At 45.7% G+C, this 15,128-nt stretch carries 13 protein-coding genes; 12 read left to right on the top strand and 1 reads right to left on the bottom strand.

Annotated features, from left to right (window positions below; all coding sequences use genetic code 11):
- The first annotated feature begins 9 nt into the window (after positions 1-9).
- The 7 genes from rplS to AB4Z50_RS20085 all read left to right on the top strand — a co-directional run bounded on the left by rplS (position 10) and on the right by AB4Z50_RS20085 (position 5,440).
- Positions 10-351 (top strand): 50S ribosomal protein L19, encoded by a 342-nt coding sequence (gene rplS / locus AB4Z50_RS20115; RefSeq protein WP_053375699.1) that lies wholly within the window; start codon positions 10-12, stop codon positions 349-351.
- Positions 352-448: 97 nt separating this feature from the next.
- Positions 449-1,150, top strand: coding sequence for a signal peptidase I (gene lepB / locus AB4Z50_RS20110; protein ID WP_339208903.1), 702 nt, complete (start codon positions 449-451; stop codon positions 1,148-1,150).
- A gap of 9 nt (positions 1,151-1,159) precedes the next feature.
- Positions 1,160-2,026: a ribosome biogenesis GTPase YlqF gene (gene ylqF, locus AB4Z50_RS20105; RefSeq protein WP_076268343.1), complete on the top strand. Its 867-nt coding sequence runs from the start codon at positions 1,160-1,162 to the stop codon at positions 2,024-2,026.
- A 21-nt stretch (positions 2,027-2,047) separates the two neighbouring features.
- Entirely contained in the window at positions 2,048-2,662 is a 615-nt protein-coding gene (locus tag AB4Z50_RS20100) for a ribonuclease HII (RefSeq protein ID WP_441881310.1), read from the top strand.
- Positions 2,663-2,911: 249 nt separating this feature from the next.
- Positions 2,912-4,738 carry a hypothetical protein gene (locus AB4Z50_RS20095; protein WP_441881308.1) on the top strand — a complete coding sequence of 609 codons (1,827 nt, stop codon included), beginning with the start codon at positions 2,912-2,914 and terminating at the stop codon, positions 4,736-4,738.
- Positions 4,735-5,043, top strand: a complete 309-nt coding sequence (locus AB4Z50_RS20090) for an EscU/YscU/HrcU family type III secretion system export apparatus switch protein (RefSeq protein WP_076268346.1) — start codon at positions 4,735-4,737, stop codon at positions 5,041-5,043. The genes AB4Z50_RS20095 and AB4Z50_RS20090 overlap by 4 nt, the downstream gene beginning before the upstream one ends.
- Positions 5,036-5,440: a YraN family protein gene (locus tag AB4Z50_RS20085; protein ID WP_441881306.1), complete on the top strand. Its 405-nt coding sequence runs from the start codon at positions 5,036-5,038 to the stop codon at positions 5,438-5,440. Before AB4Z50_RS20090 ends, AB4Z50_RS20085 begins: the two co-directional genes overlap by 8 nt.
- A 58-nt stretch (positions 5,441-5,498) precedes the next feature.
- Here AB4Z50_RS20085 and AB4Z50_RS20080 read toward each other — a convergent pair whose 3' ends face one another.
- Entirely contained in the window at positions 5,499-7,124 is a 1,626-nt protein-coding gene (locus AB4Z50_RS20080; RefSeq protein ID WP_441881304.1) for a YifB family Mg chelatase-like AAA ATPase, read from the bottom strand.
- Between the two features lie 293 nt (positions 7,125-7,417).
- Here AB4Z50_RS20080 and sucC point away from each other — a divergent pair, with 293 nt between their 5' ends.
- The 5 genes from sucC (at position 7,418) to trmFO (ending at position 15,117) form a co-directional block, all read left to right on the top strand.
- Positions 7,418-8,578, top strand: coding sequence for an ADP-forming succinate--CoA ligase subunit beta (gene sucC / locus AB4Z50_RS20075; RefSeq protein WP_076268348.1), 1,161 nt, complete (start codon positions 7,418-7,420; stop codon positions 8,576-8,578).
- A gap of 59 nt (positions 8,579-8,637) precedes the next feature.
- Positions 8,638-9,570, top strand: a complete 933-nt coding sequence (sucD, locus tag AB4Z50_RS20070; RefSeq protein ID WP_053375706.1) for a succinate--CoA ligase subunit alpha — start codon at positions 8,638-8,640, stop codon at positions 9,568-9,570.
- Positions 9,571-9,747: 177 nt separating this feature from the next.
- On the top strand, positions 9,748-10,881 hold the full coding sequence (gene dprA, locus AB4Z50_RS20065) for a DNA-processing protein DprA (RefSeq protein WP_339208909.1): 1,134 nt from the start codon (positions 9,748-9,750) through the stop codon (positions 10,879-10,881).
- 28 nt (positions 10,882-10,909) lie between these two features.
- Positions 10,910-13,018: a type I DNA topoisomerase gene (topA, locus tag AB4Z50_RS20060; RefSeq protein ID WP_441881301.1), complete on the top strand. Its 2,109-nt coding sequence runs from the start codon at positions 10,910-10,912 to the stop codon at positions 13,016-13,018.
- A gap of 779 nt (positions 13,019-13,797) precedes the next feature.
- Complete coding sequence (gene trmFO / locus AB4Z50_RS20055) at positions 13,798-15,117, top strand: FADH(2)-oxidizing methylenetetrahydrofolate--tRNA-(uracil(54)-C(5))-methyltransferase TrmFO (RefSeq protein ID WP_441881299.1); 1,320 nt, start codon at positions 13,798-13,800, stop codon at positions 15,115-15,117.
- Positions 15,118-15,128 lie beyond the last annotated feature (11 nt).

Raw genomic sequence — 15,128 nt, 5'->3', positions numbered from 1 at the left:
GTGAATCAAATGAATCTTTTGCAAACAATCGCGCAAGAAAATCTGCGCCAAGGTCTACCGAACTTTCGTCCAGGTGACACGCTAAAAGTTCATGTAAAAGTTATCGAGGGAACTCGTGAGCGTATCCAATTGTTCGAAGGCGTTGTAATCAAACGTCGCGGCGGTGGAATCAGCGAAACTTTTACAGTGCGTAAAATTTCCTACGGTGTTGGTGTGGAAAGAACTTTCCCGCTTAACTCGCCTAAAATCGAAAAAATCGAAGTGGCTCGCCGTGGTAAAGTACGTCGCGCGAAATTGTACTACCTACGTAGTCTTCGCGGAAAAGCTGCTCGTATTAAAGAAATTCGTTAAGAACAAACGACAAGAGGGGCTTGCGCAAACAAGCTCCTTTTCGTTTTTTCTCAAAGGTCATTTACATATTACAGCATATGGGAAGAAGGCGGACTGAATGGACTCACAGCAGCGAAATGACGGGCTGGACAATGGCAATGATCATGAAATGAAAAATACGCAGGAACATGCGGACATTGAGCAGAATTTACCAAACCGTGCAGCAGCCCATGCATCCGGCTCAGGAAAACAGGGCGGAGCTTATAAAGAAGTCGTAGAATGGATCAAGGCTTTAGTCATTGCGGTCGTTCTCGTATTTCTCATTCGTCAATTTTTGTTTTCACCATTCATCGTCGACGGACCTTCCATGAAGCCTAATTTCGAGACCGGCGAACGGTTAATAGTAAATAAAATTTTGTATACGATACGCGAACCGAAATTTGGTGAGGTCGTAGTGTTTGATGTTCCAGAGCAAGGCCGAAAATTTATAAAACGAGTGATTGGCGTACCGGGTGATAAAATTCGACTTGAAGGCGATGACCTTTATATTAATGATAAAAAAATAGACGAGCCTTATTTAAAAGAAGCAATTGCGGCAGCACATGCCGAAGGCAAGTTATACAACGAAAAAGGAATAAATTCCGATGTATCTGAAATCACTGTTCCTGAGGACACGATTTTTGCACTTGGCGACAATCGCAGCGATAGTACAGATAGCAGGGTTATCGGATTTGTATCGGATAAAGAGGTTGTTGGACGTGCCGATATTATTTTTTGGCCGCTGAACAAACTAGAGTTTATAAAGCACTGGACTAAATGAGGTGAGTAAATGACCATTCAATGGTTTCCGGGTCATATGACGCGGGCGAAACGGCAAATACAAGACAAGCTCAAACTAATCGATCTTGCCATCGAACTATTGGATGCACGGGTTCCACTATCTAGCCGTAATCCGATGATTGAGGAAATTTTGAACGGCAAGCCAAGATTGATCGTATTAAACAAATCCGACTTGGCTGATCCAAAAACGACAGAGCAATGGATGGCTTATTTCCGTAATGAAGGCCATGAATCGATCGCAATTGATTCCTCAACAGGCACAAAGGTAAATGAGGTTCCGCTCAAGGCAAAGCAAATTTTGCATGAGAAAATTGCACGTCAAATTGCAAAAGGCATAAATCCGCGTGCAATTCGCGGACTTATTGTAGGTATACCGAATGTCGGGAAATCCACGTTGATCAACAAGCTCGCTGGACGCGCTATTGCTTTAACCGGCGACCGTCCTGGCGTTACGAAGGGACAACAATGGATTAAGATTGGAACTGAAATGGAATTGCTCGATACACCGGGCATATTGTGGCCAAAGTTTGAAGACGAGCTCGTCGGATACAGGCTTGCTATGACAGGTGCCATTAGAGAGCAAATTTTGAACGTTGACGATATTGCCTTTTTTGCAATGCGTGAGCTGGTAGATCGTTACTGGCCTAACATGAAAGAGCGTTATGAGCTTGAAACGCCACCTAAGGACGCTACGGATTCAGATGAAATCGTGCGTGTGATGGAAGATATCGGACGTCGGAGAGGCTGCCTTGTTAGCGGTGGACACGTCGATTTGGAGAAAACATCCGGAATCATTTTGCGTGATTTGCGCTCAGGCAAGCTAGGAAGAATTACGCTCGAAGCGCCACCTTATTGATGTGAAACGGGGGAACGTAACGTGCTGCAATATGAACAGTCGTTATGGGAAGAAGGATTTAAAGCGATTGCTGGTGTAGATGAGGTTGGCCGAGGCTGCTTGTTCGGAGACGTCGTGGCAGCTGCCGTTATTTTACCGCCAGGGCTTGTGATTGAAGGGGTTAACGACTCCAAGAAGCTTTCCGAGAAAAAGCGTGACCAGCTGTATGATATTATTTTGCAGGAATGTGTAGCGTGGTCGGCTGCTCGTGTTGATGCTGAAACGGTTGATCGAATCAATATTAAGCAGGCAGCTAGGCTTGCAATGAAAATTGCAGTGGAATCGTTACAGGTTCCTTCTGACTATTTGCTTGTTGATGCGGAGAAGGTCGATGTTAGTCTGCCGCAGCTCTCGATCATTAAAGGGGATGCTACAAGCCAATCGATCGCTGCAGCCTCTATCGTTGCCAAGGTTACGCGCGATAGGCTTTGTGTGACCGAATGGGAGCAGGAACATCCAGCTTATGGCATTGCTATACACAAGGGATATGCAACGAAGCTTCATCGGGAGCGATTGCTAGCTAATGGACCAAGTCCTCTGCATCGCAGATCGTTTCTCGGCAATTTATTTACAGAGGAGCAGCTGCTTCTCTTCTAGCTGCATCTCGCAGCACATATTATATGACGCTCGATTGATTGTGCGAGGCAAAAGATGCCTAGTGTAATTATCGGGCGTTATTTTGTTTTTGTGCTGTTTTTTGGGGAGAACGGCTACAAGCTTTGCTCATTTTGACCGATATAAGGCTTATAGGTTTAATGAAGTCGTACATGCATATGTAAAGAGCTCGCTTAAGTGCAAAGAGCAAACGCATAGAATGGCGCTGGAGCAACGGAGGCGAATGAACAAATGAATATAAGTCAAATGATGCGAAGCTTCTTAGGAGAGGCTTCTAGTGCGGATACACGAGCTGTGGAGCTTAAAGTTGGACAAGTGGTAAGAGGCGTCATCTTGCAGGTGATGGAAAATAACGAAGCGCTCGTACAAATTAACGGTGTACAAGTGCGTGCGAAGCTAGAGCTGCCGCTTCAAGTGGGACAATCAGCAATGCTCCAAGTGCAGCCTCAATCAAGCGGAGCGCTTGTAATGCTTAAACAGGTTGAACCTGGTCAAGTGGGATTGCCTGATGATACGTTCAAGGAATGGGCTAAACAGCTGGCGTTGCCAGAGCAGAAATGGGCAGCGCAGATCGTAAAGGATTTGCGGAAGGAAGGCGTGATTCTGAACCGCGATGTTGCGCAAGCCTTTCAACAGGCTGCATCCGCGATGCCGGCTGGTGGAGATGCGGAGCAATGGATGCAGTCCGCTGCCGCAACCTTTAAAAGAGGGCTGCCTATGACTGGTGCTACTGTAGGTGCGATGCAGCAGGTTATGTTCGGGCGCAGCACGCATGAGCTGCTTGAGACGTTGCAGCAGCAAATTACTTCATTCACGAGTGTTTCGGATGAAGGGACAGTTGAAACAAAAGCCGCAACTCAAGCAGCTGCACGTGTGCAAGCGCTTCTGACGGAAGGGCTCGAGCTGCTTCGTGGAGTGACGGCTGAGTCTGGTGCAGCAAGATCAGGAGAAGCCGTTACAAAGGACATTCCGACTGCAAAGCAATTAAACGCGCAAATCGTCAAAACGGACTTGCCGCAGGCAACAGCAGCACCTGTCGCTATGTCTGAGGACGAAGCTCCGGATCAACAAGCTAATCCTCATGCGGCTAGAGCATTAGCCAGTCAGTCAAGTCAGCCCAACTGGCTGGGACAGATAATGAAATGGATGGGCGTCGATCATGAGCTTCAGCTTGCCAAAGTTTTTACAGCGGATACTCAATTGAGTCAGCAAGCGCCGGCTTCTCAGCCAGCAACAACGGAAACTGCTGCGAAGCCGGCGACTGTAACGTATGCTTCAGCACCACCGCTGCAGACTCCTATCGTCGAGGCTAACAACAAAGAAGCTGCTCCAACCGTAATGCTGGCAAAAGCAGCAGAGTTTGAAACCGCTGATTCTCAGCAAGCAAGGCTGCCGGATCAAAAGCATATGGTTGAACGAGCAGCCTTAGCGGTTCTTTCGACCGTTGCAGACAGCATTCCAATGACAGATTCTTCTCCGCCTGCTCAGCAGGAATCATTGAAAAGTGCCTTGCTAGCTCTTGTTTCATCGGATCATACACCTCCTGCTCTCAAAGAGACAGCGCAGCAGCTTGTACAGCAAATAACAGGCCAGCAGCTTTTGCTTACTCCTGAGCGGAACAGCTCCGTTCTCACGCATGTGACGATGTTTATTCCAATCAATAACGCAGACGGCAAACAAACCGCTTCGGTTCACATTCAGACAAGAAGAGGACGAAAAGGAGAGCTTGACGCTTCGAATTGCAGATTGCTCTTTAATTTGTCGATGAATACGCTGGGCGATACGATGGTTGATGTAAATGTGATGGACAAAATTGTAAGTTTAAACTTGTGGAATGATCATCCTGCAATCTCATCGCTTGCAGAAGGATCTCGAAATGAAATTGCTGCCAGCCTTCAGCAAGCAGGTTATCAGCTGCTTTCACTGCGAACAACTCCGCTTCCCAAAGCGGGGGAATCGAAGGTGGAAGCAGCATCAGCAGCAGTTAAGAACCAGCAAATGACGGATATGAGCGCCTTTGCAGCCAATCGTTACAAAGGAGTCGATTATCGTATATGAGCAGCGATCAGAGTGAAAATCAGCCACAAACGAAAGTCAGGAAAGCAGTCGCTTTAAAATACGAGCCAGGCGAGCGCACTGCTCCGGTTATGGTTGCTAAAGGGAAAGGGCATTTAGCGGATCTCATCCTTGAGAAAGCGAAGGAAAATGGCATTCCTGTTCAAGAGGATTCCTCGTTAGTAGAAGTGCTCTCTAAGCTTGATATCGATCAAGAAATCCCGGGTGAGCTGTATACGCTCGTCGCAGAAATTTTAAGCTTTGTTTATCGTTCTGACCGAAAAGCGAGGGAAATGATAGATGGGTGATGATGAGGGAAGAGCGAATGGGACGCGGAAACTAGATAATAGGAAAGCTACGGGTCAGCTTGGCGAGGAAGCAGCTTGTTTGTATTTAATAGAAGCTAATTATAATATTCTCACGCGGAATTGGCGATGTAGAATAGGAGAAATTGATATTATTGCTGAACATTCTGATAGATTTGTATTTGTAGAGGTGCGTACGAGAAAAGAAGGCGGCAAATACGGCACAGCCGCGGAGTCGGTGGATTATCGCAAGCAACAGAAGGTTAGGGAAGCGGCTCAAGTTTATTTACGCAGTGTCGGGCGCTCAGATGCATCCATTCGCTTTGATGTAGTTGCGATAACGTTGAGCCGTGCAGATGAGATCGTCACTTCTTTTAAGCATTTTGAGGCAGCGTTCTAAAAGGGTAACAAATTGGACTTTCTCTGACGGGAGCTAACCTACAGAGAAAGTTTTTTTATTATGAAAGCGGCTTATCAAGCCCGCGATATTGAATAGCTTCCGCGATATGCATTGTATCGACTGCGTCGCTTGCTTCAAGATCGGCTATGGTGCGTGCCAGCTTCAGCATTCTATCGTATGCCCGCATACTGATTCCAAGCGCTTCAAAAGCACTTTCCAGCAGGCTTGCGGCTTCTGGCTTTATATTTACAGACCTTCGAAGGGCAGCGCCGTTTAATGATCCAATAGGATTGAGACTGATGCCTGCTGTGCGATCTTGTTTAAAGGCATATGCACCCAGCACTAGCTGCTTCATTTGGGCAGTATTAAGTGATGGGCCAGTTGAAGCATGCTCTAGAGAAATAGGTCTTGGCACTTCTAGCTGTAAATCTATTCGATCAAGCAATGGCCCTGATATTTTAGATCGATAACGGCTAATGAGTGTAGCGCTGCAAGTGCAGCGTTTGTCGCCATACTCATGCCCATAATAGCCGCATGGACATGGATTAAAGGAGGCAGCCAGCATAATGCTGGCTGGAAACTGGAATACAGCTTTGGAGCGGGAAATGGTTACTATACGATCCTCCAGCGGCTGTCTCAAAACCTCAAGCACCTGTCTCGGAAATTCTGGCAATTCATCAAGAAACAACACGCCGCGATGAGCGAGTGTAACTTCTCCCGGCTTCGGGATAGAGCCGCCGCCGATCAGTCCGCCGGACGATATGGTATGATGCGGAGCGCGAAATGGTGGATGAGTAATAAGGCCGTGGGAGCTATCCAGCAGCTTGCCAGCTACACTATATATTTTCGTAACCTCCAGCGCTTCTTGTTCAGTCAATAAGGGCAATATCCCCGGAAGACGCCGAATCATCATCGTTTTACCCGTGCCAGGAGGTCCGCTGAGCAAAATATTGTGTTTGCCAGCCGCGGCTATAAGCATAGCTCGTTTGGCTTGATGCTGACCGATAACATCTCCATAATCACCAATTTCATCTTGCTTATCTAGATATGCTTTGTTTTCACTTTGACTAAAGCTGGAATCGTTTCTATGATCGACACGAATATCGTTCCAGTCGGATTGTTTCTTTTTGATTAAATCAAGCTCTTTCAGGTGGCTTAACGCAAACAATTCCATATCAGAAATCCAGATGGCTTCCTTGACGTTCGCTACAGGCAGTAAGACACGCGTAAAGCCAAGTCGTTTCGCTTGTTCAATCATGGCAAGTACACCGGCTACCGGACGGACATTGCCGTTAAGTGAGAGCTCTCCAAGAAGAAGCGTATTCTCAAAAGGGGCAACGCTAATTTGTCCGCTTGCAGTTAAGATGCCCGCCGCAATGGCTAAATCAAAGGATGTGCCTTCCTTGCGCAAGTCGGCAGGAGCTAGATTAACCGTAATTCTGTCCATAGGAAAAGTAAAACCACTATTTTTTAGAGCGGCTCGAACACGTTCAACAGATTCGCGAACAGCAGGATCAGGCAAACCCACTACGTTGATTTGAGGCAGGCCGCTGGAAATATCAACCTCAACTGAAATGCTTTTACCATCTACTCCATAAACGCTTGCGCTCTGAATTAAACTAAACACGACAAAAAGCACCCCCATATGTGTGAATGAAGGTGCTTCCTTACGATTCCGTTCCATCGTTATGAATTTGCCAATATCATAATTTAGTTATCTTCGCATTGTCAATATTTAAAATGTTTCGGGTATGATTTTTAGGATTGGGTCATACTAAATGGCGTGGTATTTTCCCTTATAAAACGAGCATTTCAGCTGGTTTTATCGCTTTAATCTCATTTTGAGATGAAACCCATATCAAAAAAGCCGTATTAATTATGTGTGAAAGTAAGGTAACTGGCGGGGAAAGGTGCTACAATAATAGAGGTTTGTGTACATATGACTGATTTCAGTCTGTGAAATGGAGGATTTCAACAATGAATATCCATGAATATCAAGGGAAAGCGGTCCTTAAACAGTATGGTGTCGTCGTACCTGAAGGTAAAGTAGCCTTCACTGTAGACGAAGCTGTTGAAGCGGCTAAATCGCTCGGAACAAAGGTTGTTGTCGTGAAAGCACAAATTCACGCTGGCGGCCGTGGTAAAGCGGGCGGAGTTAAAGTAGCAAAAAATCTTGATGAAGTGCGCGCTTATGCTAGTGAGATTCTAGGTAAAGTGCTTGTTACGCATCAAACAGGTCCAGAAGGCAAGGAAGTCAAACGTCTTCTGATCGAAGAAGGCTGCGACATTAAGAAAGAATATTATATCGGCGTAGTATTAGACCGTGGTACAGGTCGTGTCGTTATGATGGCTTCGGAAGAGGGCGGCACTGAGATTGAAGAAGTTGCTGAACACTCCCCGGAGAAAATCATTAAGGAGATCGTTGATCCTGCTGTTGGCTTGCAAGCGTTCCAAGCGCGCAAACTAGCTTATGCAATCAACATTCCTAATGAGCTTGTTAACAAAGCAGTTAAGTTCATGATTTCTCTTTACACCGCTTTTGTTGAGAAAGATGCATCCATTGCAGAAATCAATCCGCTTGTTGTAACTGGCGACGGACAAGTTATTGCTCTTGATGCTAAATTGAACTTCGACTCAAACGCTCTTTATCGTCACAAAGATATCGTTGAGCTTCGCGATTTGGAAGAAGAAGACGCAAAAGAAATTGAAGCGTCCAAATACGACCTTAGCTACATCGCTCTTGACGGCAACATCGGTTGCTTGGTCAACGGTGCAGGCCTAGCGATGGCAACAATGGATATTATCAAATATTACGGCGGCGACCCTGCCAACTTCCTAGACGTAGGGGGCGGTGCTACAGCTGAGAAGGTAACAGAAGCGTTCAAAATCATTTTGTCTGATGAAAAAGTTAAAGGTATTTTCGTTAACATTTTCGGCGGCATTATGCGTTGTGACGTAATTGCAAATGGCGTTGTCGAAGCAGCGAAGCAAGTCGGTCTTGACCGTCCGCTCGTTGTTCGTCTAGAAGGTACTAACGTAGACCTCGGCAAAACTATTTTGAAAGAATCGGGATTGAACATCGTGGCTGCGGATTCCATGGCGGACGGCGCGCAGAAGATTGTCGCTCTCGTGAAATAAGATAACTTGCTGTGTGGCATAGGCCGCATACGAATTCATTCAGGGGATGTGAGTTAAGAGTGAGCATTTTGGTTAATAAAGATACAAAAGTCATTACCCAAGGTATTACAGGAGCAACTGGCTTGTTCCATACCAAAGGCGGATTGGAATACGGTACGCAAATGGTCGGCGGCGTAACACCTGGTAAAGGTGGCACAAACGTTGATATTACACTTGATAACGGCACGCTCGTATCATTGCCTGTTTTCAACACGGTTGCTCAAGCAAAAGCTGCTACTGGCGCTAATGCTTCAGTTATCTATGTACCACCTGCATTTGCTGCAGATGCAATCATGGAAGCGGTTGACGCTGAGCTTGATCTTGTTATCTGTATTACAGAAGGCATTCCCGTGCTTGATATGGTAAAAGTTAAACGTTACATGGACGGCAGCAAAACCGTTCTTATCGGACCTAACTGCCCAGGCGTAATTACGCCGGATGAATGCAAAATCGGCATTATGCCTGGTTACATTCATACAGCTGGACATGTTGGCGTAATTTCTCGCTCAGGAACATTGACTTATGAAGCGGTTCATCAATTGACGACTCGTGGAATTGGACAATCTTCTGCAGTAGGAATCGGCGGCGACCCGGTTAAGGGCTCTGAGTTTATCGATATCTTGAATCTTTTCAATGAAGATCCAGATACCTACGCGGTAATCATGATTGGTGAAATCGGCGGTACAGCAGAGGAAGAAGCTGCTGAGTGGATTAAAGCAAACATGAAAAAACCAGTTGTCGGCTTCATTGGCGGCGCAACAGCGCCTCCGGGCAAACGGATGGGACATGCTGGCGCAATCATTTCCGGTGGTAAAGGAACAGCTGCTGAAAAAATCGCAACGCTTGAAGCTTGCGGCATTAAAGTAGCTCCAACACCATCTGAGATGGGTTCAACGCTTGTGAGTGTTCTTGAAGAGCAAGGCCTTCTTGAAAAATGTATCACTCGCAAATAATTATATAGTTTGATCTAAGGTAAGCAACCTTTCAACGACCCGATAACGGGAGTTGGAAGGTTGCTTTTTTTTTTGCGGATTGCCATTATTTTATCGGCTGACTTGCATTCTTATGCTATCTACCGCACAATAGATAAGTATGTAGGCCAGCCCGAGTAGAGAAGGGGCTTGGTACTGATGACTAAAAAACAAGATATTCGTAGACAAATGGTTATTGCCTTTCACGAAATTCCTGGCATAGGATGGCATGCAATTCAGAAGGCTGTTCACCATGAATTTTGGAATAAACGATCATGGAGCATAGAAGATTTACTTGCTATAGGCCTGCATCGTGGTCAAGCGAAAGCAGCGGCTGAACGTTATGCAGAGCGGCCATGGATTTTGACAGAAGATCCGTCAGAAGCAGTTGCTGCAGTAAATGCAATCGCATTAACGCCTTATGATACCGAATATCCGAAAATTTTAAGAGAGATTGCACAGCCGCCTTGGGTCTTGTATGCTAGAGGACGTCTTGAGCTGCTGCAGCGTCCAGCAATTGCAGTAGTAGGTACAAGAGTGCCGACCGCATATGGCAGGCAATCAGCGACTACGCTGGCACAGGAGCTTTCCTCTGCAGGCTTGACGGTGGTTAGCGGCCTAGCCAAAGGTGTCGATAGCAAAGCTCATGAAGCAGCGTTGTACGGAGCGGGAGGAACGATTGCTGTTCTTCCTACGCCTATTGATAAGTGTTATCCAACTGAGAATCTATCATTGTTTCACAAAATTGCCGAGCATGGCTTGCTCGTCTCAGAAACGCCGATCGGTACTCCGCTGCATCCTGGACAATTTCCACAGCGCAATCGTATTATTGCGGCATTATCTGTAGGAACGGTTATTGTGGAAGGCGCAACGAAGAGCGGCTCTCTGATAACAGCACAGCATGCGATGGACATGTCTCGGGAGTTGTTTGCTGTACCCGGTCCAAACTCATCGCCAAAGAGTGAGGGGCCAAATGCGCTCATCAAACGCGGAGAAGCAAAGCTTATTAGCTGCGTTGAAGATATTATCGATGAGCTGAATTGGCTGCCGGAAGCGCTTAAAGCTTACAAGGAAGCAGATGCAGCGAGCAAGTCCGAACAGGAATTAAATAAGCCAGAGCTCACGCCTGAGGAGAGTAAATTGATTGCTTTTTTGCGAGATCAGCCCTTATCTATTAATGAGTTGCACGAGCTCTCCGCCTTCCCGTTTGGACATTTGAACGCACTTCTGCTAAATTTATGTATAAAACGCAAAATTGAATTGCAGCCCGGATCAATATATATTGCTTTATAGCTTGCAATGGAGAGAGGAGGCGCCTTACATGGCAGATTCTTTAGTTATCGTCGAATCACCCGCGAAAGCCAAAACGATTGGTAAATATCTTGGTAGTAAATATATCGTTAAAGCTTCTATGGGACATATTCGCGATTTGCCCAAAAGCCAGATCGGCGTCGAGGTTGAAAATGATTTTAATCCTAAATACATAACCATACGCGGCAAAGGCAGCATTCTCAAGGAATTGAAGGATGCCAGCAAAAAAGTAAAACATGTCTTTCTAGCAGCCGATCCGGATCGCGAAGGTGAAGCGATTGCTTGGCATTTGGCGCATTATTTGGAGCTGGATGAGACTGATACTTGCCGCGTTGTATTTAATGAAATTACGAAACAGGCCGTGAAGGATGCTTTTAAGACACCGCGAAAGATTAATATGGATTTAGTTAACGCGCAGCAGGCGAGACGGATTTTGGACCGATTGGTTGGTTACAAGATTAGTCCGCTCCTTTGGAAAAAAGTGAAGAAGGGCTTGTCTGCCGGCAGGGTTCAATCGGTTGCCGTTAAGCTCATCATCGATCGTGAGAACGAAATCGATGCATTCATCCCTGAGGAATACTGGTCCATCACTGCGAAGCTGACTCATGCAGGAATTCCTTTTGATGCGAAATATCATTCCATTCTTGGAGAAAAACGTGAGTTAGGCAAGGAAGCTGACGTTGAGGAAGTTCTCCAAGCGATGAAGGGCAGCAAGCTCACAGTCTCTGACGTGAGAGAGAAGGAGCGTCTACGCAATCCAGCGCCTCCATTTATAACGAGCTCCCTTCAACAGGAAGCGGCAAGGAAACTTGGCTTCCGGGCTTCTAAGACGATGTCAGTAGCACAGCAGCTGTATGAAGGCGTTGAGCTGGGTAAAGAAGGAACAGTCGGTTTAATTACTTATATGAGAACCGATTCTACGCGCATCTCGCCTATCGCTCAAGAAGAAGCGAAAGAATTCATATCTGAGAAGTATGGCGAAGCTTTTGTGCCTGAACAACCACGCATTTACACAAAGAAAAACAGCAACGCTCAAGACGCGCATGAAGCGATTCGGCCAACGTCCATATTAAGAGATCCCGAATCAATGAAACCGTTCTTGAGTCGTGATCAGCTGCGACTGTATAAGCTCGTATGGGAACGTTTCGTATCGAGTCAGATGCAGTCGGCAGTGCTCGACACGATGACTGTGGATTTGCAGGCAGGCGATACAACGTTTAGAGCTACTGGTTCTAAAGTGAAATTTGCCGGCTTTATGAAGGTATATGTGGAAGGCAACGATGACGGCACGGTTGAAGAGCATAAGTTCTTGCCGCCGCTAGCCGCTGGAGATGTCATTCAATCAGAATCGATAGATCCAAAACAGCATTTTACGCAGCCGCCGCCACGTTTTTCGGAGGCACGACTAGTAAAGACGCTTGAGGAGCTCGGTATAGGTCGTCCAAGTACGTATGCGCCGACACTGGAAACGATTCAGAAGCGCGGATACATTGCAATGGAAGAGAAAAAATTCATGCCAACTGAGCTTGGAGATCTTGTCATTCAGCTCATGGAAGAGTTTTTCCCTGAAATTTTGGATGCGGAGTTTACAGCGAACATGGAAGGCAACCTCGACCATGTGGAAGAAGGTACAGAGGATTGGGTAAAGGTGCTCGCTACATTTTACGAATCCTTTGAGAAAAGATTAGAAGTTGCCGAAGATGAAATGAAGGAAATTGAAATTCAAGACGAAGTGTCTGATGAGCTTTGTGAGAAGTGCGGACGCCACCTTGTCTATAAGATGGGCCGATTTGGCAAGTTTCTTGCGTGCTCGGGCTTCCCGGATTGCCGTAACACGAAACCGATCGTCAAGGATATCGGTGTGACATGTCCGAAATGCGCAGAAGGCAAAATCATTGAGCGTCGGAGCAAAAAGGGACGTATATTTTATGGCTGTGATCAATATCCCGGCTGTGATTATGTGTCATGGGATAAACCGACGAACAAACCTTGCCCGCAATGCGGCGAGTCCAAGCTTGTTGAAAAGCGCAATCGCAGCGGAGCAAAGCTGCTTTGCCCAACATGTGATTATTCCGAAGAGGTATTGGATGAAGACGAGCAAGGTACTGATACGGATTAATTAAGCATGAGCTAGCATTAGCAACCATACTACAGAATCGAATGACAACCGCCATACCCGTCCTCCCTTCACAAAGGGGGGACACCGTTGTTAAACGGGCTATTAAGCTGCTGTAATCGATTTATAATGGTTTCAATCATTCTGATGATTCAAATGGCTTAAATCGCTCAAATCGCGCCTAAGCTTCTACTATTTTTTAGTCATGTGATAAAAAAGTTTGCGCAAGCTGAACTCGTATCACGAACTGATGGATGAGATCTATGTTAGCGCAAGCTGGAAGCGTGTCACGAAGTGACGGAAGCGATCTTACGGCATTGGGATGGATAACCGACTGTTTAACACAGAGGTTAGTCCAATTGCAGGTGTCCAGAGGACGCAGTCCTTGGGGCCCTCCCTTGGAAGGGAGGGTTTGGGTGGGTTCGAAAAGCTTGTGGGAGTTTTAAGTTTTAAAAGGATTTGAAGTTTTAAAAGGTTTGATGTTTAAAAAGGAATTGAATGTTTTAAAATGCTTGTAAAACTGTTATAAAATTGTTGTAAAAGTGTTTTAAAATACAAAAAGTGTTTTAAAAGTTTTGTAAAGCTTGAAAGGCTCTAAAAGCTCTTTCATCCTTCAAAAAGCTTATAAAGTTTTAAAGTTGAAAAACTTCACAACATTCAAAATGTTTGAAATTATTGGAAGGTTCGAAATTATTAATTTACAATAAAAAAACCTTTGAAGGCAAGGTAGTAGCGCCAAAGGTCAACCTACGTGAACTATATCTGAAAGGATTGAATATATTTTGTCACAACCACAAAAAGTAACCGTCATCGGAGCAGGACTAGCAGGCAGCGAGGCAGCATGGCAAATTGCATCACAAGGAGTACCTGTCGTTTTGTATGAAATGCGTCCAGTCACAAAAACACCTGCTCATCATACGAATCAATTTGCAGAGCTTGTATGCAGCAATAGCTTGCGTTCTAATGGTCTTGCAAATGCTGTTGGAGTATTAAAGGAAGAGATGCGCCGACTAGACTCGCTTATTTTGAGCTGTGCTGATCAGCACGCTGTACCTGCAGGAGGAGCGCTGGCGGTTGACCGCGACGGTTTCTCTGGTGAAGTTACTCGCAGACTGCATGAGCATCCACTTGTTGAAGTACGGAATGAAGAGGTAACAGAAATTCCGAAGGATGGAATTGTTGTTATTGCTACAGGCCCACTGACAGCACCGGGCTTGTCTTCACAAATTCAAGAGCTGCTGGGCGAAGAGTATTTTTATTTCTATGATGCTGCAGCGCCAATTGTTGAAAAAGATTCGATCGATATGAGCAAGGTTTATTTAGCTTCCCGTTACGATAAAGGTGAGGCTGCTTATTTGAACTGTCCAATGACAGAAGAAGAATTTGAAATTTTCCACGAAGCGCTGACAACAGCTGAGAAAGCAGAAGTAAAAGATTTTGAGAAGGAAGTCTACTTTGAAGGCTGTATGCCGATCGAGATTATGGCAAGCAGAGGCAAACAAACCGTATTGTTTGGACCTATGAAGCCAGTTGGACTTGTAAATCCGCACACGGGTGAGCTGCCACATGCTGTAATTCAGCTTCGTCAGGATAACGCTGCAGGAACATTATACAACCTAGTTGGATTCCAGACTCATCTCAAATGGGGAGAGCAAAAACGCGTCTTCTCATTAATACCAGGTCTGGAAAATGCTGAGTTTGTTCGTTTCGGCGTTATGCATCGCAATACGTTTATCAATTCACCTCGTTTGCTTAAGCCTACCTATCAGCTTAACAACCGCGATACCTTATTTTTTGCAGGCCAGATGACCGGTGTTGAAGGTTATGTGGAATCTGCTGCTTCCGGCTTGATTGCTGGAATCAACGCTGCAAGATTAGCTCGAGATCTTGAACCACTCGTATTGCCGGAGCAAACTACGCTTGGCAGTATGGCTCATTATATTACAACAGCCGATTTCAAGCATTTCCAACCGATGAATGCTAATTTCGGTTTATTTCCACCGCTTGAGAAGAAGATCCGCAGCAAAAAAGAAAAGAACGAAATGATTGCGAATCGCGCTTTGGAAGGTATTGAGCAATTTAAAAAGGAACATTTGCAATAATATTGCGTAAT

This window comes from Paenibacillus sp. 2TAB26, assembly GCF_052115145.1.
Classification (GTDB): domain Bacteria; phylum Bacillota; class Bacilli; order Paenibacillales; family Paenibacillaceae; genus Pristimantibacillus.
The sequence above is the reverse complement of the archived record's forward strand: the minus strand, read 5'-3'. Positions and strand labels throughout refer to the sequence as shown.

Excerpts from the sequence above, each read along its gene's own strand:
- AB4Z50_RS20090 (WP_076268346.1), top strand. The coding sequence starts at position 4,735 with ATGAGCAGCGATCAGAGTGAAAATCAGCCACAAACGAAAGTCAGGAAA.
- dprA (WP_339208909.1), top strand. The coding sequence starts at position 9,748 with ATGACTAAAAAACAAGATATTCGTAGACAAATGGTTATTGCCTTTCAC.
- AB4Z50_RS20085 (WP_441881306.1), top strand. The coding sequence starts at position 5,036 with ATGGGTGATGATGAGGGAAGAGCGAATGGGACGCGGAAACTAGATAAT.
- sucC (WP_076268348.1), top strand. The coding sequence starts at position 7,418 with ATGAATATCCATGAATATCAAGGGAAAGCGGTCCTTAAACAGTATGGT.
- topA (WP_441881301.1), top strand. The coding sequence starts at position 10,910 with ATGGCAGATTCTTTAGTTATCGTCGAATCACCCGCGAAAGCCAAAACG.
- rplS (WP_053375699.1), top strand. The coding sequence starts at position 10 with ATGAATCTTTTGCAAACAATCGCGCAAGAAAATCTGCGCCAAGGTCTA.
- lepB (WP_339208903.1), top strand. The coding sequence starts at position 449 with ATGGACTCACAGCAGCGAAATGACGGGCTGGACAATGGCAATGATCAT.
- ylqF (WP_076268343.1), top strand. The coding sequence starts at position 1,160 with ATGACCATTCAATGGTTTCCGGGTCATATGACGCGGGCGAAACGGCAA.
- AB4Z50_RS20095 (WP_441881308.1), top strand. The coding sequence starts at position 2,912 with ATGAATATAAGTCAAATGATGCGAAGCTTCTTAGGAGAGGCTTCTAGT.
- AB4Z50_RS20080 (WP_441881304.1), bottom strand. The coding sequence starts at position 7,124 with ATGGAACGGAATCGTAAGGAAGCACCTTCATTCACACATATGGGGGTG.